The organism is Amycolatopsis sp. NBC_01488 (assembly GCF_036227105.1).
In the GTDB taxonomy this organism is placed as follows: domain Bacteria; phylum Actinomycetota; class Actinomycetes; order Mycobacteriales; family Pseudonocardiaceae; genus Amycolatopsis.
In genome coordinates this window covers 5,221,248-5,245,532 of sequence record NZ_CP109434.1, presented here as the reverse complement: position 1 = coordinate 5,245,532, position 24,285 = coordinate 5,221,248, and the positions used below count along the sequence as shown (strand labels likewise).

Here is a 24,285-nt window from a genome sequence, read left to right as displayed (position 1 = left end):
GGTCACGCCCCGAACTCCTTGTCGATCAGGTCGAACAGCTCGTCGGCGGACGCGGCCGCGACTTCGTCGTCCGACTGCGGTTCCGCGGTGCCGGTCCACCAGTCCAGCAGGCTCTGCAGCCGCTCGGTGATCTCGTCGCGGCCCTCGTAGCCCTCGGGAAGTGCTTCGAGCGACCCGCGCAGGTCGTCGACCAGGCCGTTCGCGGACGGCGCCGCCGGAGCGATCTCACCGAGCAGGTAGCCCGCCAGCTCGGCGACCGTCGGGTAGTCGAACACCAGCGTGGCCGGCAGCCGCTTCCCGGCGACCGCGCCGAGCCGGTTGCGCAGCTCCACCGCGGTGAGCGAGTCGAAGCCCAGCTCGCTGAACGCCTTGCCGGGGTCGATGTCCACTGTGGACGCGTGCCCCAGCACGGCGGCGACCTGACCGGAAACCAGCTCCACCACCAGGTCCTCGCGGTCGGCAACCGGCGTCGCGGCCAGCCGCTCTGCGAGTCCCACCGGTTCGGCCTTCGCCGCGGACGCGACCGCGCGCCGCGCCGGGGCGGTGACGAGCCCCCGGAACAGCGGGGCCACCGCGCTCGAGGACGCGAGCGCGGCGGTGTCGACGCGCATCGGCACCACGGCCGCCTCGCCCGAGGCCATGCCCGCGTCGAGCAGGGCGAGCCCGAGTTCGGCCGACAGCGGCAGCAGTCCCGCGCGAGCCATCCGGCCCAGGTCCGTCTCGGTCAGTCCGCTGGTCATGCCGGCCGACGCCGACCACGGGCCCCACGCCAGGGCCACCGCGGGCAGCCCGAGAGCGTGCCGGTGGGTGGCGAAGGCGTCGACGAAGGCGTTCGCGGCCGCGTAGTTGGCCTGGCCGGCACCGCCGAACAGCCCGGCGGCGCCGGAGAACAGCACGAACGCGGTGAGGTCGGCGTGGCGGGTCAGCTCGTCGAGGTGCACCGCGGCGTCGACCTTGGGCCGCAGCACCTTGTCGAGGCGGGCCGCGTCCAGCGAGCCGACGACGCCGTCGTCGAGCACCCCGGCGGTGTGCATCACCGCGCGCAGCGGGTGGTCGTCGGAGATTTCGGCGAGCAAGGCGGCCAGGGCGTCGCGGTCGGCCGCGTCGCAGGCCGCGACCGTGACGGTCGCACCCAGCCCGGTCAGCTCGTCCCGCAGCTGCGCCGCCCCTTCGGCCGCGAGACCACGACGGCTGGTGAGCAGCAGGTGGCGGGCGCCGTGCTCGGTGACCAGGTGGCGGGCCAGCAGCCCGCCGAGGCCGCCGGTGCCGCCGGTGATCAGGACCGTGCCCTCGGGGTCGAGCGGCGCGGGCACGGTCAGCACGACCTTGCCGACGTGCTGCGCCTGCTGGAGGTACTTGAACGCGGCCGGCGCGCGGTGGACGTCCCACGCGGTGACGGGGATCGGCCGCAGCACGCCCCGGCCGAGCAGGTCGAGGACCTCCCGCAGCATCTCGGCGATCCGGGCGGGCCCGGCCTCGATGAGGTCGAACGCCTGGTACGCGACGCCCGGGTGGGCCACGGCGACGTCGGCGGGGACCCGGACGTCGGTCTTGCCCATCTCGAGGAACCGGCCGCCGCGCGGCAGCAGCCGCAGGGACGCGTCGACGAACTCCCCGGCCAGCGAGTCGAGCACGACGTCGACGCCGCGGCCCTCGGTGGCCGCGAGGAACCGGTCCGCGAAGTCCAGGGTCCGCGAGGAGGCGATCCGGTCGTCGGCGAGGCCGTGCTCGCGCAGCGCACCCCACTTGCCGGCGCCCGCGGTGCCGAACACGTCGGCGCCGAGGTGCTTCGCGAGCTGGACGGCGGCCATGCCGACGCCGCCCGCGGCCGCGTGGACCAGCACGGTCTCCCCCGGCCGGACGCGGCCGAGGTCGACGAGCGCGTAGTAGGCGGTGAGGAACACGATCGGCACGGACGCCGCCTCGGCGAACGACCAGCCGTCCGGGACGCGGGCGACGAGCCGCTGGTCGGCGACCGCGACCGGCCCGAACGCGCCGGGGAACATGCCGAGCACCCGGTCGCCTTCCTCGAGCCCGGTGACGCCCGGGCCGACTTCGGTCACCACGCCCGCGCCTTCCAGGCCCATCGCCCCGGCCTCGCCGGGGTACATGCCGAGAGCGTTGAGGACGTCGCGGAAGTTGACGCCCGCCGCGCGGACGGCGATCCGCACGTGCCCGTCCGGCAGCGGCCCGGCGACTTCGGGGCACGGCAGCAGGGCGAGGTTCTCCAGGGTGCCCTTGTCGACGACGTCGAGCCGCCAGTGCCCGTCCTTCGGGGCGCTGAGCACGCCACCGGCCGTCCCGGCGCGGACCAGCCGGGCCGCGTGCGGCGCACCGTCGCGAATGGACACCTGCGGTTCGCCGGTGGCGAGCGCGGCCGGGACCGCGCCGTAGGAGGCCTCCTGGCCGTCGACGTCCACCAGCAGGAACCGGTCCGGGTGCTCGGCCTGCGCCGAGCGGACCAGGCCCCAGACGGCGGCGTTGGCCAGATCGGTCACCTCGCCGCGATGGGCCACCGCGCCGGAGGTGACGAACACGAGCTTCGCGCCTTCCAGTGCGTCTTCGGCGAGCCAGCGCTGCACGGTGGCCAGGGCCAGGCCGGTGGCCGCTCGCACCGAGCCCGGCAGGTCCGCCGCACGGTCCGGCACGAGCGGCGCGAAGACCACCTCCGGCGGCGCGCCACTGTCGGCGACCAGCGCGTCGATGTCCACATAGGACGCAAGCGGGCCGGACGTGCCGAGCTGGACGCCGAGCTTGTGCTGGTCCGGGCCGAGGACGGCCCACGATCCGGTGTCCGGTTCGGACCCGGCGGCCAGCGGAATCCAGTCCACTTGGAACAGCGAGTCGGGCAGGCGGCTGGGCTCGGCCAGCAGCTCCGCCGAGATCTGCCGCATGGCGAGCGAGCCGACGGTGGCGACCGGGTGGCCCGCCGGGTCGGCGATGGTCAACGCCAGGGCGTCCGGCCCGGCCGGGCTCAGCTTGACGCGCAGGGCGTCGGCGCCGGACGCGTGCAGGGTGACGCCCGACCACGAGAACGGGAGCCTGCTCTGCCCGGAGCCTGCCAAGGGCAGGTAGAGCAACGCCTGCAGGGCCGCGTCGAGCAGGGCGGGGTGCAGGCCGAAGCGGCGCGCGTCGTCGCGGGCGGACTCGGGCAGGGCGATCTCGGCGAACACGTCGTCGCCGGACCGCCAGGCGGCGGCCAGGCCACGGAAGGCGTCCCCGTAGGCGAACCCACCCGCCGCGTAGGTGTCGTAGAAGTCGTCCACGGCAAGGGGTTCCGCCTTCGCAGGCGGCCACTCGGTCAGCATTTCGCCGGGCTCTCCGGCTTCGACAGCGAGCAAGCCGGTGGCGTTGAGGACCCAGTCGTCGGCGCCCTCGGCGCGCGAGTGCGCGGTGAAGGTGCGCGTCCCGTCCTCGCCGGGCGTGCCCACCGAACACTGCAGCTGGACGCCGCCACGCTCGGGCAGCACCAGCGGCGCGGCCAGCGTCAGCTCTTCCACGCGGGCGCACCCGGCCTGGTCCGCGGCGCGGACGGCCAGCTCCAGGAACGCCGTGCCAGGAAGGAGAACCTGCCCCATCACCTCGTGCCCGGCCAGCCACGGGTGGGTGGACAGCGCGAGCCGGCTGGTGAAGAGCAGCTCGTCGGACCCGGCCACGGAGACCGCCGCGCCGAGGAGCGGGTGGTCCACCGCGGTGAGGCCGGCGGCGGTGACATCACCGACGGGCAGCCCGGACAGATGCGGCCAGAAGCGCTGGTACTGGAACGCGTACGTCGGCAAGTCGACCCGGCGTGCGCCGGTTCCGGCGAACACGGCCGTCCAATCGGGACTCTGCCCGTGGACGTGCAACTCGCCCACCGCGGCCAGCACGGTGACCCGCTCGTCACGGCCCGCGCGCAGGGTGGGCACCGCCACGGCCGCTTCCACCATCGGCGCGAGGACGGCGTCCGGCCCGATCTCGACGAACCGGTTGACGCCGAGGCCGTGCAGGGTCGTGACGGCGTCGGCGAACCGCACGGCCGCGCGCACCTGGCCGACCCAGTACTCCGGTGCGGCCACGGACGCGACCGCACCGGTCACCGTGGACACGATCGGCAGGTTCGGTTCGGCGTAGGTGATCTGCTCGGCCGCCTTCGCGAACTCGGCCAGCATCGGCTCCATCAAGGGCGAATGGAACGCGTGGGACACGGTGAGCCGCTTGGTCTTGCGGCCCAGTGCGGTGAAGTGCTGTTCGATTCCGCCGAGGTCGTCGCCGGAGACCACGATCGACGTCGGCCCGTTGATCGCGGCGATGCTCACCGTGTCCGTGAGCAGCGGCGTGACCTCGTCCTCGGTAGCGGTCACGGCCAGCATCCCGCCACCGCGTGGCAGCGCCTGCATCAGCCGTCCGCGCGCGGCGACCAGCCGGCACGCGTCCGCCAGGGAGAACACCCCGGCGACGTGCGCGGCGGCCAGTTCGCCGATCGAGTGTCCCGCCAGGTATTCGGGCCGCACGCCCCACGACTCCAGCAAGCGGAACAGTGCGACCTCGACCGCGAACAGCGCGGGCTGGGTGTAGCCGGTCTCGTTCAGCAGGTCCTCGTCACCGAAGACGACATCCCGCAACGGCCGGTCCAGCTCGGCGGCGAAGTGCGCGCACACCGCGTCGAACGCCTCGGCGTACACCGGGTGCCCGGCGTACAGCTCGCGGCCCATGCCGAGCCGCTGCGCGCCCTGTCCGGTGAAGAGGAACCCGATCCGGCCTTCGCTCGCCGGGCCGGGCAGAGGTCCGTCGACGAGGTCACGCAGCCCCCGCAGCAGCTCTTCGGTCTCGGTGCCGATCACCACCGCGCGGTGCTCGAAGGCCGTCCGGCCGGTGGCCAGGGACCAGCCGACGTCGGCCGGACGCGTCCCCGTCTCGAGCTGCTCGGCGAGCTGGGCCGCCTGCGCCCGCAGCGCCGCTTCGGACCGGCCCGACAACACCCACGGCACCGGACCGGACCACGTCGCCTCGGCCACAGTGGGTTCCTCGGGCGCCTGCTCGACGATCACGTGGGCGTTGGTGCCGCTCACGCCGAACGACGAGATACCCGCACGGCGGGGGTGCCCGTTCGGCGCCCAGTCGACGGCGTCGGACAACAGCCGCACATCGCCGGCCGTCCAGTCCACATGGGACGACGGGACGTCGGCGTGCAGCGTCTTCGGCAGCAGGTCGTGACGCAGGGACAGGACCATCTTCATGATCCCGGCCGCGCCGGCGGCGGCCTGCGTGTGCCCGATGTTGGACTTGACCGACCCGAGCCACAGCGGCCGGTCGCGGTCCTGGCCGTAGGTCGCCAGGACGGCCTGCGCCTCGATCGGGTCGCCGAGCACCGTGCCGGTGCCGTGCGCTTCGACGGCGTCCACTTCGGACGGTGCCAGTCCGGCGTCGGCCAGCGCGGCGCGGATCACCCGCTGCTGTGACGGACCGTTCGGGGCGGTGAGGCCGTTCGACGCGCCGTCCTGGTTGACCGCACTTCCGCGCACCAGGGCGAGCACCGGGTGCCCGTTGCGGCGCGCGTCGGACAACCGTTCGAGGAGCACCATCCCGGCGCCCTCGCCCCAGCCGGTGCCGTCGGCGTCGTCGGAAAACGCCTTGCAGCGGCCGTCGAGCGCGAGCCCGCGCTGGCGGCTGAACTGGATGAACCCGGACGGCGTCGACATGATCGTGACGCCGCCGGCGAGTGCCAGCGAGCACTCCCCCGACCGCAGCGCCCGCGTCGCGAGGTGCACGGCGACCAGCGACGACGAGCAGGCCGTGTCGACCGTGACGGCCGGGCCTTCGAGGCCGAGCGCGTAGGAGATCCGGCCGGACACCACGGAACCCGCGTTGCCGGTCATGGTGTAGCCCTCGACGCCCTCGTCGTCGCCGAGCGCGAGCAGCGGGGTGTAGTCCTGGCCGTTGGACCCGGCGAAGACGCCGACCGGGCCGCCGCGCAGCGACGCCGCGTCGATCCCGGCGCGTTCGACGGCCTCCCACGCCGTTTCGAGCAGCAGCCGCTGCTGGGGGTCCATGGCCAGGGCTTCGCGCGGGTTGATGCCGAAGAACGCGGCGTCGAACCGGCTGGCACCGTCGAGGAACCCGCCGCGGCGGGTGTAGGAGGTCCCCTGGTGGTCGGGATCCGGGTCGTAGAGCGCGTCGAGGTCCCAGCCGCGGTCGCCGGGGAAGTCGGTGATCGCGTCCGCGCCGCCGGAGAGCAGCGCCCACAGGTCCTCCGGCGAGCGCACGCCACCGGGGAACCGGCAGGCCATCGAGACGATGGCGATCGGGTCGTCTTCGACGGCCCTCGGCATGGCGTCCACTGTGGACGGCGTGTCGGCCGCGTCGCCCAGCTCGCCCTTGAGGTGCGCGACCAGGGCGGTCGTGGTCGGGTAGTCGAAGATCAGCGTGGCGGGCAGCTTCAGCCCGGTGGCCGCGGACAGGCGGTTGCGCAGGTCGACCGCGGTCAGCGAGTCGAAGCCGAGGTCGGTGAACGCCCGGTTCGGCTCGACGTCCGACGGCCCGGCGTACCCGAGCACCCCGGCGACCTGGGTGCGGACGAAGTCGAGAATTTCGCGTTCGTCCAGCCCGAGACTCTTCTTTTCCGTCGCGGTTTCCATCGCCGCGCGGGCCTCGGGGATGCCGAGCAGCAGCGGGCTCGGCCGGACGGCGGTGAACGACGGCACGTACCGCGCCCAGTCGACGCCCGCCACGGTCAGGGTGGTCTCGCCGTGGTCGAGGGCCTGCTGCAACGCCGCGATCGCCAACTCGGGGTCCAGCGCGTGGATGCCGCCGAGGCGCTGCCGTTCGGCCACGGCGGCAGCGTCGGCCATGCCGGTGTCGGCCCACGGGCCCCACGAGATCGACGTCGCGGCCAGCCCGAGCGAGCGCCGGTGCTCGGCGAGCGCGTCGAGATAGGCGTTGGCGGCGGCGTAGTTGCCCTGGCCGGGGCCGCCCCAGACGCCCGCGGTGGACGCGAACGAGACGAACGCCGACAGGTCGAGGTCCCGGGTCAGCTCGTGCAGGTGGAACGCGGCGAGCGCCTTGGGCTTCAGTACGCCCGCGAGGCGGTCGGGGGTGAGCGAGGACAGCACGCCGTCGTCGAGCACACCGGCGGCGTGGACGACGGCGGTCGGCGGATACTCGGCCAGGACGGCTTCGAGCGCGTCACGGTCGGCGACGTCGCAGGCCACGACGGTGGCCTCGGCACCGAGCCCGGCCAGTTCCTCACAAAGCTCGGCCACGCCGGGAGCGTCCGCACCGCGTCGGCTGGTGAGCACCAGCCGCTCGGCACCGCGTCCGGCGAGCCAGCGGGCGACCTTCGCGCCGAGCGCGCCGGTGCCGCCGGTGACCAGGACGGTTCCCTCCGGCGTCCACTCACGGGTCGGCGTCGCCGAGCCGAGCGGGGATCGCAGAAGCCTGCGGGCGAAGACACCGGACGCGCGGACGGCGACCTGGTCCTCGTCCCCGGTGATCGCGGCGACCACGCGGGCGACCGCCCGCTCGTCGAGGTCGGCGGGCAGGTCGAGCAGGCCACCCCAGCGCCTGGGGTGTTCGAGCGCGGCGACGCGGCCGAGGCCCCACACCGGCGCCTGGGCCGGTTGACGGAGCGCGTCTGCCTTGCCGGTCGAGACCGCGCCCCGGGTGAACGTCCACAAGGGAGCGTCGAGGTCGGCGAGGGCCTGGAGCAGGGTCAACGTGTCGACGAGCCCATGGTAGGACTCGTCGGTGCCCAGCAGGGACACGATCCCGGCCGGTTCGACGTCCCCGATCCGTTCGGCCAGGACGGCTCGGTCGATGCCGACCTCGGCCTCGACCGTGACGATCTCGGCACCGAAGCGGTCCAGCGACAACGCGGTCTCGTCCTCGGGGCGGCGGACGACGAGCCAGGTGCCGTCGAGACGCGGGGTCGCGTCGACGGTGACCGGCTGCCAGCCGACGCGGTAGCGCCAATTGTCCACAGTGGATTCTTCGCGACGCTGCCTGCGGTAGGCGGCCAGTGCGGGCAGCAGGCCTTCGACGGCGGGTGCGTCGAGACCGAGCGTCCGGGCCAGCTCGCCGGCGTCGGCACGCTCGACGGCCGACCAGAATCCGGCGTCGGCGGCAGCGCCGTCCGCGGAGGCCGCGGCGACGTCGCCCGGGCCCGGCAGCGTCGGCCAGTACCGCGCGCGCTGGAACGGATAAGTCGGCAAATCCACAGTGGACGCACCGGTGAACGCGGGCGAGAAGTCCACTTCCGCCCCGCGGGCCCACAGCTCTCCGGCCGAGGTCAGGAACCGCGCGAGCCCCCCTTCGCCGCGGCGCAGCGAACCGGTGACCAGCGCGTCTTCGAGCGTCCCGGCGATCGCGGTGCCGAACACCGGGTGCGCGCTGGCTTCGACGAACACGCCGAAGCCCTGCTCACCGAGCGCCACGGTCGCGGGCGCGAACAGCACGCGCTGCCGCAGGTTGCGGTACCAGTACGCCGCGGTCAGCTCGGTCGTGTCGAGCCAGTCGCCGGTGACGGTCGAGTAGAACGGGATCCGCGCCTCGCCCGGGGCGACCGGCGCGAGGACGTCCAGCAGCTCGGCCTCGATGGCCTCGACGTGCGCGGAGTGCGAGGCATAGTCGACCTGGACCTTGCGGGCCCGGACGCCCTCCGCCGCGCAGCGGGCCACCAGCGCGTCGACCTGCTCCGGGTCGCCGGAGACGGTCACCGCGGCGGAGCCGTTCAACGCGGCCACGGACAGACCGGCGTATGCCGTCAGCAACAGTTCGGCGTCCTCGGCGGGCAAGGCCACCGACGCCATCGCGCCCCGGCCCGCCAGCGACGCCCGGATCACCTGGCTCCGCAGCGCGACGACGCGGGCACCGTCCTCGAGGGACAGTCCACCGGAGACGCACGCCGCGGCGATCTCCCCCTGGGAGTGCCCGATCACAGCGTCCGGCCGGACACCGTAGGACTCCCACAGCGCGGCGAGCGACACCATGACCGCCCAGCAGGCGGGCTGCACGAAGTCGACCCTGGCCAGGGCCTCGGCGTCACCCAGGACGTCGGTCAGCCGCCAGTCGACGAACGGCGCGAGCGCGGCGGCGCACTCGGCGAGCCGGTCGGCGAACACCGGTGCCGCGTCGGCGAGTTCGAGGGCCATGCCGACCCACTGCGAGCCCTGGCCGGGGAAGACGAACACGGTCTTGCCGGGCGTCCCGGCGACCCCGCGCACGGCCGGGTCGGCCAGCCCGGCGAGCAGCTCGGCACGACCGGCGCCGACGACGACGGCCCGGTGCTCGAACGCCGACCGCGTCGTGGCCAGGGACACCGCGACATCGGCGACGTCGGAATCCACCGTGGACAGAAGTTCGGCTTGGCGGCGCAGCGCGTCGGCCGTCCGGCCGGACAGCAGCCACGGCACCGCCGCCGGCGTCTCCCGCTTCTCCCGCTCGGCGGCGTTCCCGGCGGCCTGCTCCAGGATCAGGTGCGCGTTCGTCCCGCTCATCCCGAACGACGAGACCCCCGCTCGGCGCGGGCCGTCGGCGAGCCACGGCCGGGTCTCGGTGAGCAGGCTGACGTCGCCCGCGTCCCAGTCGACGTGCGGCGACGGGACCTCGGCGTGCAGCGTCTTCGGTAGCAGGCCATGCCGGATGGCCTGGACCATCTTGATCACGCCGCCCACGCCGGAGGCCGCCTGCGCGTGCCCGACGTTGGACTTGAACGAGCCGAGCCAGAGCGGACGTTCACGGTCCTGGCCGTAGGTGGCGATGATGGCCTGCGCCTCGATCGGGTCGCCCAGCTTCGTGCCCGTGCCGTGCGCCTCGACGACGTCCACATCGGACGGTGACAGCCGCGCGTTGGCCAGTGCCCGCCGGATCACCCGCTGCTGGGACGGCCCGTTCGGGGCGGTGAGGCCGTTGGACGCGCCGTCGGAGTTGATCGCGGAGCCCTTGATCACCGCGAGCACGCGGTGACCGTTGCGCTCGGCGTCGGAAAGCCGTTCCAGCAGCAGCATCCCGGCGCCCTCGGCCCAGCTCGCGCCGTCGGCGTCGGCGGAGAAGGGCTTGCTGCGCCCGTCGGCCGCCAGCGCGCGCTGGCGGCTGAACTCGACCAGCGAGACCGGAGTGGACATGACCGTCACGCCGCCGGCGAGGGCGAGGGTGCAGTCGCTCTCCCGCAGCGACTGACAGGCCCAGTGGATCGCCACCAGCGACGACGAGCACGCGGTGTCGATCGAGACCGCGGGCCCTTCCAGGCCGAAGGTGTAGGCGACGCGGCCGGAGAGCACGCTCGGGGAGTTGCCGGTGCCGAGGAAGCCTTCGAAGCTGTCGGTCGCGGCGCCGAGGAGGCCACCGTAGTCCTGGTAGGTGATGCCGGCGAAGACGCCGGTCCGGCTGCCGCGCAGGGTGGCCGGGTCGATCCCGGCGCGTTCCAGCGACTCCCACGACACTTCCAGCAGCAGGCGGTGCTGCGGGTCCATCGCGACGGCCTCGCGCGGGCTGATCCCGAAGAAGCCGGGGTCGAACTCGCTCGCGTTGTGCAGGAACCCGCCTTCGCGGGCGTAGCAGGTGCCCGGCGCGTCCGGGTCGGAGTCGTAGAGCGCCTCGAGGTCCCAGCCGCGGTCGGTGGGGAACGGCGAGATCGCGTCGCCGCCCTCGGCGACGAGCCGCCAGAGGTCGTCGGGGTCGGCGATGCCGCCGGGATAGCGGCAGGCCATGCCGACGATCGCGATCGGCTCGTCGACCCGGGTGACGGCCTCGGTGCGCTCTTCCTCTTCACCGAACAGCTCGGCGTGCAGTGCCTTCGCCAGCGCGGTGGGCGTCGGGTGGTCGAAGACGGAGGTCGCGGGCAGGCGAAGGCCGGTCGCGGTGTTCAGGCCGTTGCGCAGCTGGACGGCGGTCAGCGAGTCGACGCCGAGTTCCTTGAACGCGCGGTCGGCGCCGACCGCGTCCGGCCCGGCGTGGCCGAGGACCAGCGCGGCTTCGGTGCGGACGATGTCGAGGAGGGCCCGGTGCCGGTCGGTTTCGGGCAACCGGGCGAGCTTCTGGTGCAGCGCGTTGCCCGCGTCGGCCACCTGGGCGACCACCCGGCGGGTCTTGGCCTTCGCCGGGGTGTGCTCGACGACGCGGAGCGCACCCCGCGTACCCAGCAGGTCGAACGTCTCACCGGGACGGCAGGCCAGCGCACTGTGCGCGACCGCTTCGAGCACCGCGCTCTGCGCCGCGACCAGGCCGTCGCCGCCCGCGGCGGTCAGGACCACGAGGTCGACGTCCAGTTCGGCGAGGTTGAACGCGATGTCCGCGCGCTCTCGCAGGTCCGCCGCGCCTTCGGCGAGTCCGATGTGGACGGCCGTGGTCACGTCCGGGACGTCCCGGAGTGCTCGCGCCAGCTCGTAGCGGTCGGCGGGGTCGCAGGCGATGACGTCGGCCGGGACCGGCAGGGTCGCCTCCCCGAGGACGACGAGCCGCTTGACGCCCCGGTCCTCGACGAGGTGCCGCGCGACGGCGGCGCCCAGGTCACCGGACGCGCCGGTGAGCAGCACGGTCCCCTCGGGCTTCCAGGCGTCCGGCGTGACCGCGGTGGTCCGCGGCTCGTAGCCGACGCCGTCACGGACCGCGAGCCGATCCGCGTCCGGCTCGACGACGGCGCCGTCGACGAGGGCGAACCGGCCGGGGTGCGCGGTCAGCAGCGGCTCCACGGCACCCCAGACGGCGGCTTCCACGACGTCCGGCACTTCGCCGTCACGCACGGCGACCGCGCCACGGGTGACGAACACGAGCCGTGAGCCGGCGGACCGCGGGTCGGCCAGCCAGGCCTTGACCAGCGCCAACGCCCGCTGCGCCGAAGCCCAGACGGCCCAGGTGAGGTCATCGGTGTCCTCGGGCCGGCAGGAGGCGAAGACGACCTCGGGCACCTCGCCGGCGGCCGCCAGCTCGGCGAACTCGCCATAGGCGGACAACTCGCCCAGCCCGACGTCACCGATCGCCGCGGCCGGTCGTGAGTGAGAAACAGCGTTAGAACCCTGTTTCTCACTCACGACCCACTCCACGCGGTGGTGGGTCGTGGCCGCGCGACGGGTGGCGGGGCGCAGGACGACGGCGTCGGCCGTGGCGACGATCCGGCCCGTCGGGTCGGCCAGGGTCAGCTGGACCGCGCTTCCCGTCCGCCGCAGGCGGACTCGCAGCTCGGTCGCGCCCGTCGCGTGCAGGCTGACGCCCGCCCACGAGAACGGCAGCACGTCCGGCAGGTCGGCGAACGCCAGCGCGTGCAGCGCCGCGTCCAGCAGCGCCGGGTGCAGGCCCCACTCCCCGGTGGCGGTTCCGGCGGGCAGGGCCACCTCGGCGTACACGTCGTCGCCCGAGCGGTACGCCGCGCGGAGGCCCTGGAACGTCGGCCCGTAGGCGAACCCGGCCGCCGCGCGTCGGATGTAGAAGTCGTCGATCGGCACCGCACCGGCGGGCGGCCACTGCGTCAGATCGTCCGAAGTGGACATTCCTTCGGCGAGGAACCCGGTGGTGTGCCGGACCCAGCCGTCGCCGCGGGTGTAGATGCCGAACGCGCGCCGCGCGCCGTCCGAGGATTCGATGCGGACCTGCACCGGTACGCCGCCGTGCTCGGGCAGGACCAGCGGGGCCTCCAGGACCAGCTCCTCGACCTGGTCGCACCCCATCTCGTCGGCTGCGCGCAGCGCCAGCTCCACGAACCCCGCCCCGGGGAACAGGATCTCGCCGTCGACCCGATGCTCACCCAGCCACGGCGCGGCCTCGAGCGACAGCAGCCCGGTCAGCACGACACCGTCCGCGCCGGCGAGTTCCACGGCCGCACCCAGCAGGCCGTGCGACGCACCCGACTGGCCGAGCGACGCCGGGTCGCCCTCGACAGCCGGCACCTCCAGCCAGTACCGCTCACGCTGGAACGCGTAGGTGGGCAGCTCGACGCGGGAGCCCTCGCGCAGCACCTGAGCCCACTCGACGCCGCCGCCGTCGACCTGCAGCGCGGCGAGCGCGGCGAGCACCGTGCGGGCCTCGGGGCGCTCGGCCCGCAGCACCGGCACGGCGACCACGGCGGAGTCCGAGCACTCGGCGACCATCGCGGAGAGCACCCCCGCCGGCCCCAGTTCGAGGAACCGCGTCACCCCGCGCCCGGCCAGCGTGCGGACGCCGTCGGCGAACCGGACGGTCGCGCGGACCTGCCGGACCCAGTACTCCGGGTCGGCCAGCTCGGCGGCCGAGGCGAGCGAGCCGGTGACGTTCGACAGCACCGGCACGGTCGGCTCGTGATACGTCAAGCCCGTTGCCACCGCACGGAAGTCGGCGAGCATGCCGTCCATCCGGGCCGAGTGGAACGCGTGGCTCACCTTCAGGCGCCGCGTCTTCTCGAACCTCGCGGCGACCGCGAGCACGGCGTCCTCGTCCCCGGACAGCACGACCGACGACGGCCCGTTGACCGCGGCCAGCGACACCCCCTCGGTCAGCAGCGGCGTGACCTCGTCCTCGGTGGCCGCGACCGCCACCATCGCCCCGCCCTCGGGCAAGGCCTGCATGAGTCGAGCGCGGGCGGCGACGAGCGTGCACGCGTCCGCGAGGGACAGCACGCCCGCGACGTGCGCGGCGGCGAGTTCACCGATGGAATGGCCGCCGACGAAGTCGGGACGCACCCCCCAGTCTTCGAGCAGCCGGTACAGCGCCACGTCGACCGCGAACAGCGCGGGCTGGGTGTACTCCGTCTCGTCCAGCCGCTCCCCCGACGCGATCACCGTCCGCAGTGGACGGTCCAGCTCGCCCTCGAAGTGCGCGCACACCGCGTCGAACGCCGAGGCGAACGCCGGGTACTCGCGGTACAGCTCGGCCCCCATCCCGACCCGCTGCGCGCCCTGGCCGGTGCACAGGAACGCCGTCCGGCCGGGCGCGGCCGTCCCGCGCACCACCCCGGCGGACTTGGCCCCCTCGGCCAGCGCGGCGAGCCCGGCCCGCAGCTCGGCGTCGTCCTCCGCCAATACGACGGCGCGGTGCTCGAACGCCGAGCGAGTCGTCGCGAGCGACCACGCCAGGTCGGCCAGGTCGGCATCAGCGGTGTCGAGGAGCCGGGCGGCCTGCGCTCGCAGCGCCGCCTCCGACCGGCCGGACAGCGCCACCGGGACGAGCCCGGCGCGCCGCGGCCGGGGCAGCTCGGGCTCGGTCGCCGGGGCCTCTTCGATGACGACGTGCGCGTTGGTGCCGCTGACGCCGAACGCCGAGACGCCCGCCCGGCGCGGCTGACCGTCGGCCTGCCACGGCATCGCCTCGGTGAGCAGCGAGACGTTGCCCGCCGTCCAGTCCACTTCGGACGAGGGCTGTTCGGCGTGCAGGGTCTTCGGGAGCAGTCCGCGTCGGAGGGACAGCACCATCTTGATCACCCCGGCCACCCCGGCCGCGGCCTGGGTGTGCCCGAGGTTGGACTTCAGCGAGCCGAGCCACAGTGGACGCTCGCGGTCGCGGCCGTAGGTGGCCAGCAGGGCGTGCGCCTCGATCGGGTCGCCGAGGCGGGTGCCGGTGCCGTGCCCTTCGACGGCGTCCACATCGGACGGTGCCAGGCCGCCGTCGGCGAGCGCGGCCAGGATGACCCGTTGCTGCGACGGCCCGTTCGGGGCGGTCAGGCCGTTGGACGCGCCGTCGGAGTTCACCGCGGACCCGCGCACGACGGCGAGCACGGTGTGCCCGAGCCGCTGGGCGTCGGACAGCCGCTCCAGCACGAGCATGCCGACGCCCTCGGACCAGCCGGTGCCGTCGGCGCCGTCGGCGAACGCCTTGCAGCGGCCGTCCGGTGCGAGGCCGCGCTGGCGGCTGAACTCGACGAACGCGGCGGGGTTGGCCATCACCGCGACGCCGCCGGCCAGCGCCAGCGAGCACTCGCCCGAACGCAGGGACCGAGCGGCGAGGTGCAGCGCGACCAGCGACGACGAGCACGCCGTGTCCAGCGTGACGGCCGGGCCCTCGACGCCGAGGTGGTAGGCGATCCGTCCGGAAAGGACACTGCCCGCGTTACCGGTGAGCAGGTGCCCGCCGAGGCCTTCGGGGGCTTCGCGCAGACCGGCGGCGTAACCCGAGACGCCCGCGCCGACGAACACGCCGGACTGGGAGCCGGCCAGCGAACGCGGGTCGATCCCGGCCCGTTCCAACGCCTCCCAGGAGCTCTCGAGCAGCAGCCGCTGCTGCGGGTCGGTGGCCAGCGCCTCGCGCGGGCTCATCTCGAAGAAGGCCGCGTCGAACTCGCCGGCGCCGGTCAGGAAGCCGCCGTCGCGGGAGTAGCTCTTGCCCTCGGCGTCGGGGTCGGGATCGTAGAGGCCCTCGACGTCCCAGCCGCGGTCCTCCGGCCAGGCGGAGATGGCGTCGCCGCCGTCGGCCAGCAGCTGCCACAGCTCTTCCGGCGACGTGATCCCGCCGGGCAGGCGGCAGCTCATGCCGACGATCGCGATCGGCTCGTCGGCGTCCGCCACGTCCCGCACCGCGACGGGGGCCGTGTCGGTGCCGGACAGCTCGGCGGTCAGGAAGGCCGCGAGGACGGTCGCCGACGGGTGGTCGAAGACGAGCGTCGAGGGCAGCTTCAAGCCGGTGGCCGCGCTCAGGCGGTTGCGCAGCTCGACGGCCGTCAGCGAGTCGAAGCCCAGGTCGCGGAAGGGCCGGTCGACCGCGACGGACCGCGGGTCGGCGTGCCCGAGTGCGAACGCGGCCTCGCGCCGGACGAGGTCCAGCAGGTCCTCGGCGGACAGGTCGCGGGCCGGGGCGGCCTCGACCGGGACGTCGAGCGCGGCGCGGACCTCGGGCAGGTCGCCGAGCAGCGCGCTCGGGCGGACCGAGGTGAAACCGGGGGCGAACCGCGCCCAGTCGACGTCGGCGACGGTCACCGCGGTGTCGCCGGCGTCGAGGGCCTGCCGCAGCGCGGTGATCGCCAGCCCCGGGTCCAGCGGGCGGAGGCCGCGGCGGCGCAGGTGGTCTTCGGCGCCTTCGGCGGCGAGCATGCCGCCGCCCGCCCACGGCCCCCAGGCGACCGACGTCGCAGCCAGCCCGGCCGCGCGGCGACGGTGGGCGAGGCCGTCGAGGTAGGCGTTCGCGGCCGCGTAGGCGCTCTGGCCGCCGCTGCCCCAGACCCCCGCGATGGAGGAGAACAGCACGAACGCGTCGAGTTCGCGGTCGCCGAGGACGGCGTTCAGGTTCTCGGCGCCGGCGAGCTTCGCGGCGGTGAACCCGGCGAACTCGGCCACGCCGAGCCCGGCGATCGGCACGGACTGGGCCACCCCGGCGGCGTGCACGACCGCCCGCAACCCGTCGATGCCCGCGATCAGCTCGGCGACGGCTTCGCGATCGGTGACGTCGCAGGCCGCGACGGTCACGGTGACGCCGAGGGCGGTCAGTTCCGCACGCAGTTCCGGCGCGCCGGCAGCGTCGAGGCCACGGCGGCTCGTGAGCACCAGGTGCTCGGCGCCACCGCGGGCCAGCCAGCGGGCCACCTCGGCGCCGAGCGCCCCGGTCCCGCCGGTGACCAGCACGGTTCCGCGCGGCCGCCACGACGTGCCGGAGGTCGTCGCGGGGGCGCGTTCGAGGCGGGCGGCGAACACGGCGGAGTCGCGGACGGCGACCTGGTCTTCCGTCCCGCCCAGGACGCTCGCCAGCCGGGCGACCGCGCGGTCGTCGAGCACGGCGGGGAGGTCGACCAGGCCGCCCCAGCGGTCGGCGTGTTCGACGGCGGCGGTGCGGCCGAAGCCCCAGAGCGCCGCCTGGGCCGCGCTGCGGACCGCGTCGGCGCGGCCGACGGAGACCGCGCCCGAGGTGGCGCACCAGAGCGGCGCGGCATCGTCGAGCGCTTGCACGAGTTCGAGGGTCGCGGCGAGGCCGACGGTGCTACCCGGTGCGTCCGGCGCGGGCCGCTCGTCGAGGGCGAGGAGGGACAGCACGCCGTCGAAGTCGCCGTTGACGGGCAGGTCGGCGACGTGCACCGGGACGCAGTCGAGGCCCGTGGTCAGCGCTTCGAGGAAGTCCGGCGCGACGCCGTGCTCGGGGAGCACCAGCAGCCAGGTACCCGGCTTCCCGTCGAGCTTTCCGGTCAGCGGGCGCCAGTTCACGGCGTAGCGCCAGTTGTCCACAGTAGACCGATCGGCGCGGTCGCCGTGCCACCGCGCGAGCAGCGGCAGGGCGGTTTCGAGACCGGTCAGCTCGGACTCGGCGACGTCCATGGTCGAGGCGAGGGCGGCCAGGTCCGCGGCCTCGACCGCCGACCAGAACTCGCCGTCCACCACCCCGCGCACCGGGGCACCGGCTTCGGGGACGCGCGGCCAGAAACGCGCACGCTGGAAGGGGTAGGTGGGCAGCACGACGAACGGCGCCGGGCGCAGCACCGCGGCCCAGTCCGGGGTGTGGCCACCGACGTGGAGGTGGGCCAGCGCGGCGAGCAGCGTGCGCTCCTCGGGCCGGTCCTTGCGCAGCGCCGCCGTCGCGGGCAGGGTGTCCTGCGCCAGGGCGGCGAGCACCCCGTCCGGGCCCAGTTCGACGCACCCGGTGACGCCAAGCCCGGCCAGCGTCCCGACGGCGTCGGCGAACCGCACCGGCTCGCGGACCTGGCGGACCCAGTACACCGGCGTCAGGATCTCGTCGCCGGCCACGCGACCGGACACAGTGGACACCAGCGGGATCTTCGGCGGGTGGAAGGTCAGCCCGTCGGCGACGGCCGCGAACGCGTCCAGCATCGGGTCCAGCAACGCGGAGTGGAATGCGTGTGACACGGTCAGCCGCCGGACCTTGCGGCCCAGCGCGGCGAAGTGCGCCTCGATCGACGCGACGGCGTCGGCTTCACCGGATACGACAGTCGCTTGTGAACCGTTGATCGCGGCGAAGCCCGCGCCGTCCCCGAGCACGGCGGCGACCTCGTCTTCGGTGGCCTCCACGGCGAGCATCGCGCCACCCGCGGGCAGCGCCTGCATCAGGCTCGCCCGAGCCGCCACCAGCGTGCAAGCGTCCTCAAGGGACAGCACCCCGGCCACGTGCGCCGCGGCCAGCTCGCCGATCGAGTGCCCGGCCACGTAGTCCGGCCGGATGCCCCACGACTCCAGGAGCCGGAACAACGCCACCTCGACCGCGAACAACGCGGGCTGCGTGTACCCGGTTTGATCCAGCAGACTGGCGTCGCCGAAGACAACCTCCCGCAACGGGTGGTCCAGCGAAGAGTCCAGCAGCGAGCAGACGGCGTCGAACGCGTCCGCGAACACCGGGAACCGCTCGTACAGCTCCGCACCCATCCCGACGCGCTGCGAACCCTGCCCGGAGAACAGGAACGCCGACTTCCCGGCGTTCTGCGTGCCCTGGACGAGGTTCGCCGCCGAACCGCCGGCCGCGAGGGCGGCCAAGCCGGTCGCCAGCTCGGCGAAGTCCGCGCCGAGCACGACGGCCCGGTGCTCGAACGCGGCACGCTTGCTCAGACCGGCCGCGACCGCGGCGACCTCGGTGTCCCCCAGCCGCAGCAGATCCCGCGCGGCGTCCCGCAACGCGGCGTCGGACCGTCCGGACAGGACCCACGGCACCAGCCCGTCCGAAGCGGCCGGGGACTCGTCTGCGGGAACGCCTTCGAGGATGACGTGGGCGTTGGTGCCGCTGACCCCGAACGACGACACGCCCGCGCGGCGCGGACCGTCCTGCTCCGGCCAGTCGCGTGCCTCGGTCAGGAGCGCGACCGCGCCACTCTCCCAGTCGATGTGCCGTGAGGGTTGGTCGACGTGCAGGGTCTTCGGCAGCACGCCGTGGCCCAGTGCCAGGACCATCTTGATGATCCCGGCGACGCCCGCCGCGGCCTGCGTGTGCCCGATGTTCGACTTCAGCGAACCCAGCCACAACGGCTGCTCGCGGTCCCGGCCGTACGCCGCCAGGAGCGCCTGCGCTTCGATCGGGTCGCCCAGCGTCGTGCCGGTGCCGTGCGCCTCGACGGCGTCCACATCGGACGGTTCCAGGCCCGCGTTCGCCAGCGCGGCCCGGATCACGCGCTGCTGCGACGGGCCGTTCGGCGCCGTGAGCCCGTTCGACGCGCCGTCCTGGTTCACCGCGGAACCGCGGACCAGAGCCAGCACCGGGTGTCCGTTGCGGCGTGCGTCGGACAGCCGTTCGACGAGGATCAGGCCGACGCCTTCGCCCCAGCCCGTGCCGTCCGCGCCGTCGGCGAAGGCCTTGCAGCGGCCGTCTTCGGCCAGACCGCCCTGCTTGCTGAACTCCAGGAACGCGCCCGGCGTCGTCATCACGGTCACGCCGCCGACCAGCGCCATCGACGACTCGCCCGAGCGCAGCGACTGCGCGGCCCAGTGCAGTGCCACCAGCGACGACGAGCACGCCGTGTCGACCGTGACGGCCGGACCTTCCAGGCCGAGCACGTAGGAGATCCGGCCGGAGACGACCGACCCGGCGTTCCCGGTCCCGGCGTGGCCGTCCGAGCTGCCTTCGCCGGTCTCGCGCAGCAGTGCCGCGTAGTCCTGGCCGTTGGTTCCGATGTAGACACCGACCGGGGAACCGCGCAGCGACAGCGGGTCGATGCCCGCGCGCTCGAACGTCTCCCACGACGTCTCCAGCAGCAGCCGCTGCTGCGGGTCCATCGCCAGGGCCTCGCGGGGCGAGATTCCGAAGAAGCCCGCGTCGAAGTCGGCCACGCCGTCGAGGAAGCCGCCGTGGCGGGTGTAGCTGGTGCCCTCGTGGCCGCGGTCGGGGTGGTACAGGTCGGCCAGCGGCCAGGTGCGGTCCTCGGGGAACGTGGTGACGGCGTCGCGGCCGCCGGCCAGGAGGTCCCACAGGTCTTCGGGTGACCGCACGCCGCCGGGCAGGCGGCAGGCCATCGACACGATGGCGAGCGGCTCGTCCTCGACGGCCGTGGCGGACCGCGTGACGACCGGCGTCCCGGCGGCCCCGGCCAGCTCATCGCGCAGGTAGGTGGCGACGGCGGCCGGGGTCGGGTAGTCGAACACCAGCGTCGCGGGCAGCGCGCGCCCGGTCGCGGCGCCGAGGCCGTTGCGCAGCTCGACGGCGGTCAGCGAGTCGATCCCGAGGTCCTTGAACGCCCGCTCGGGTTCGACCGCCTCCGGCCCGGGGTAGGCGAGCACGGCGGCGGCCTGGGTTCGGACGACGTCGAGCAGCAGCGTCTGCTGGTCCTCTGTGGACAGTGCGGTCAGCCGAGCGGCCAGGGGCTGCTCGTCGGGGGTGCGCATCGCGTCCCGCGCCTCGGGCAGGTCGCCGAGCAGGGGGCTGGGGCGGGTGGTGGTGAAGCCGGGCACGAACCTCGCCCAGTCGACGTCGGCGACGATCGGGTTCGCTTCCCCGCCGCCGATCGCGCGGCGCAACGCGGCGACGGCCAGGCGCGGGGCCATCGGCGGCACACCGCCCCGGCGCATCCGGTCGGCGACCAGGTCCTCGGCCGCCATGCCGCTGCCGCCCCACGGGCCCCAGGCCACGGAGGTGGCGGGCAGCCCGGCGGCGCGACGCTGTTCGGCGAGCGCGTCGAGCCCGGCGTTGGCGGCGGCGTAGGCGGCCTGCCCGACCGCGCCGAGGCTGCCCGCGAACGACGAGAACAGCACGAACGCGGACAGGGCCCGGTCGCGGGTCAGCTCGTCGAGGTGGCGGGCGGCGTCGAGCTTGGGCCGGAAGACCGTGGCGAGCTGTTCGGCGGTGACGCCGTCGAGCACGGCGTCGTCGAGGACGCCGGCGGTGTGGATGACGGCGTCGAGGTCGGGCAGCGAGTCCAGGAGCGCGGCCACGGCGCCGCGGTCGGCGACGTCGCAGGCGGCGACGGTGACCCGGGTGCCGAGCGCGGTCAGCTCGTCCCGCAGCGCCGTCGCGCCCGGGGCGTCGAGACCGCGGCGGCCGGCCAGGACGAGGTGCTCGGCCCCGGCCTCGGCGAGCGTGCGGGCGACGACCGCGCCCAGTGCGCCGGTGCCGCCGGTGATCAGCACGGTCCCGGCGGGCGACCACGGTTCGGCGGCCGGGCCGGTGGTCCGCCGCAGCCGGCGCCCGAAGACACCGGACGCGCGCAGCGCCACCTGGTCCTCGCCCGAGGTCAGCACGCCCGTCAGGCGGTCGAGCGCGCGCTCGTCGAGGTTCTCGGGCAGGTCGACCAGACCGCCCCAGCGCTGCGGGTACTCCAGCGCGGCGACCCGGCCGAGGCCCCACAGCGGAGCCTGCTCGGGCGCGCGCAGTGAGTCGGACTGCCCGGTCGAGACCGCGCCTCGGGTGGCGACCCAGACGGGGGCGGCCGCACCACGGACCAGCTCGATGGTGCGCAGCAGGGTCGCCGATGCCTCGCCGTCCAGAGCCAGCAAGGAAAGAACACCGGCCACCTCGGTGCGTTCGGGCAGCCGGTCGAGCGTGACGGGGACGAACCCGCGGCTCACCAGTGCATCGAGGACCGGCGACGCGAAGTCCTCCGCCGGGACGACGACCAGCCACGTGCCGGTGAGCGGGGTCGCCGCGGACGACACCGGCGTCCAGCCGATCCCGTACCGCCAAGCGTCCAGAGTGGACGCTTCTTGCCGCTTCGCGCGGTAGGCCGACAGGGCGGGCAGCAGGTCGCCGACCGCGCCCTCCGGCAGGTTCAGCACCTCGGCGAGGGTCCCGGAGTCCACAGCGGACCAGAAGGCGTCGTCCCCGGAGCCGGTGGACGCGGCGGGCTCCAGCCAGTAACGCTGACGCTGGAAGGGGTACGTGGGCAGATCGACCTGGTGGCCGCCGCCCAGAACGGCCGCCCAGTCGGGGCCGTGGCCGGACACGTGCATCCGGGCCACGCCGGTGAGCGCGGCCGGCACCTCCGGACGGTCCCGGCGCAGGAGTGCGGCGACGGCCGTACCGGCGGGCACGCAGTCCTGGGCGAGCGCGGCCAGCGCGCCGTCGGGGCCGAGTTCGAGGTAGCCGGTCACCCCGGCCTCGCTCAGCCAGCCGACGCCGTCGGCGAAGCGCACGGCCTCGCGGACGTGCGAAACCCAATAGCCGGGCGAAGTCAGCTGGTCGGCGAGCGTGCCGGTGACGTTGGAGACGACCGCGATCTTCGGCGGGTGGAAGGTGAGGCCGTCGAGGACCTGGCGGAACTCGGCGAGCATCCCGTCCATGCGGGCGGAGTGGAACGCGTGCGAGACGTCGAGGCGCTTGGTCTTGCGGCCGAGCCCGGCGAAGTGCCCGGCGGCGGCCAGCACGGCGTCCTCGTCGCCGGAGAGCACAATCGACGACGGCCCGTTGACGGCCGCGATGGACAGCCCGTCGACCAGCGTGATCTCGGCCTCGGTCGCCTGCACGGCGACCATCGCGCCGCCGGCGGGCAGCGCCTGCATCAGGCGACCGCGCGCCGCGACCAGCGTGCACGCGTCGGCCAGCGAAAGGACACCGGCCAGGTGCGCGGCGACCAGTTCGCCGATCGAGTGGCCCAGCAGGTAGTCCGGCTGGTAGCCCCAGGACTCGGCCAGCCGGTACAGCGCCACCTCGACCGCGAACAACGCGGGCTGGGTGCAGGCCGTCTCGTCGAGGTGCTCGCCCGAGGCGATCACCGTCCGCAGTGGACGGTCGAGATGGCGGTCGAACTCCGCGCACACCTCGTCGAACGCGGCCGCGTAGACCGGGAACCGCGCGTGCAGCTCGCCACCCATCCCGGCGCGCTGGGAACCCTGGCCAGTAAAAAGGAAAGCCAGCTTCCCCGGTCGGATCGAGCCGCGCAGCACCCCCGGGGCGACGCCGTCGACGCCGAGCGCGTCGAGACCGCGCAGCAGCTCGTCACGGCTGTCGGCGAGGATGACCGCCCGATCGTCCAGGGCTGCCCGGCCAGTGCCCAGCGACCAGGCTACGTCGGCCAGGTTTTCCTTCTCCACAAGGGACCGCAGGCTCGCGGCCTGCTCGCGCAGAGCGGCCGCGCCCCGCGCGGAAACCAGGAACGGCCACGGTCCGTCCGCGGCCGGGACTTCTTCGGCCTCTTCGACCGCGGGCGCCTCGGCCAGGAGGAGGTGTGCGTTGGTGCCGCTGACGCCGAACGCGGACACCCCGGCCCGGCGGGGCGCGTCACGCTCCGGCCACGGCATCGGCGCGCCCAGCAGCTCGACCGACCCGGCCGTCCAGTCCACATGGGACGACGGCTCGTCCAGGTGCAGGGTGTGCGGCAGGTGCCCGTGCCGCAGGGCGAGGACCATCTTGATGACGCCGGCCGCGCCGGAGGCGGCCTGGGTGTGCCCGATGTTGGACTTCACCGCACCGACCCGCAGCGGCCGGTCCGCCGGGCGGTGCTGCCCGTAGGTGGCCAGCAGCGCCTGGGCCTCGATCGGGTCGCCCAGCGTGGTGCCGGTGCCGTGCGCTTCGACGACGTCCACATCGGACGGCGACAGTCCCGCGGCGGCGAGCGCGGCGCGGATCACCCGTTGCTGCGAGGGACCGTTCGGGGCGGTCAGGCCGTTGGACGCGCCGTCGGAGTTGACGGCCGAGCCCTCGACCACGGCGAGCACCGGGTGGTTGCGGCGCCGCGCGTCGGAGAGGCGTTCGAGCAGCAGCAGGCCGACGCCCTCGCCCCAGCCGGTGCCGTCGGCGGCCTCGGCGAACGGCTTGCAGCGGCCGTCACCGGCCAGGCCGCCCTGGCGGGCGAACTCGAGGAAGACGGCCGGGGTGGACATGATCGTCGCACCGCCGGCCAGCGCGAGCGAGCACTCGCGCTTGCGCAGCGCCTGGCAGGCGAGGTGCAGCGCGACCAGCGCGGACGAGCACGCCGTGTCGACGGTGACCGCGGGCCCTTCCAGGCCGTAGCTGTAGGCGAGCCGCCCGGACAGCACGCTGCCCGCGTTGCCGGTGAGCAGGTGCCCGGCGACCTCGTCGGTCTCGCTACCCAGGCCGTACCCGGACGGCGTCGAGCCGACGAAGACCCCGGCGGAGGTGCCGGTCAGGGAGCCGGGGTCGATCCCGGCGCGTTCGAAGACCTCCCAGGACACTTCGAGCAGCAGCCGCTGCTGCGGGTCGGTGGCCAGCGCCTCGCGCGGGCTGATGCCGAAGAACGCCGGGTCGAACGTCGTGGCGGTGTCGACGAATCCGCCGGTGCGGGCGTAGTCGCCGCTGGTGATGTCCCAGCCGCGGTCGGCCGGGAACGCCGACATCGCGTCGGTGCCGCCGTCGACGAGGTCCCAAAGATCCTCCGGAGAGGTCACGCCGCCCGGGAACCGGCAGCCCATCGCGACGATCGCGATCGGCTCCCGCTCCCCGGCCTCCAGCTCCTGGAGGCGTTGCCGGGTCTCGGCGAGGTCGGTCGTGACCCACTTCAGGTAGTCCCGGAGCTTCTCTTCGTTCACCAGCGCCCTC

Annotated in this window: 1 protein-coding gene; it reads right to left on the bottom strand. The window is 74.4% G+C overall.

The features are described from left to right. Nucleotides 1–2: 2 nt before the first annotated feature. Nucleotides 3–24,278 carry a type I polyketide synthase gene (locus tag OG738_RS25085; protein WP_329056827.1) on the bottom strand — a complete coding sequence of 8,092 codons (24,276 nt, stop codon included), beginning with the start codon at nt 24,276–24,278 and terminating at the stop codon, nt 3–5. Nucleotides 24,279–24,285 lie beyond the last annotated feature (7 nt).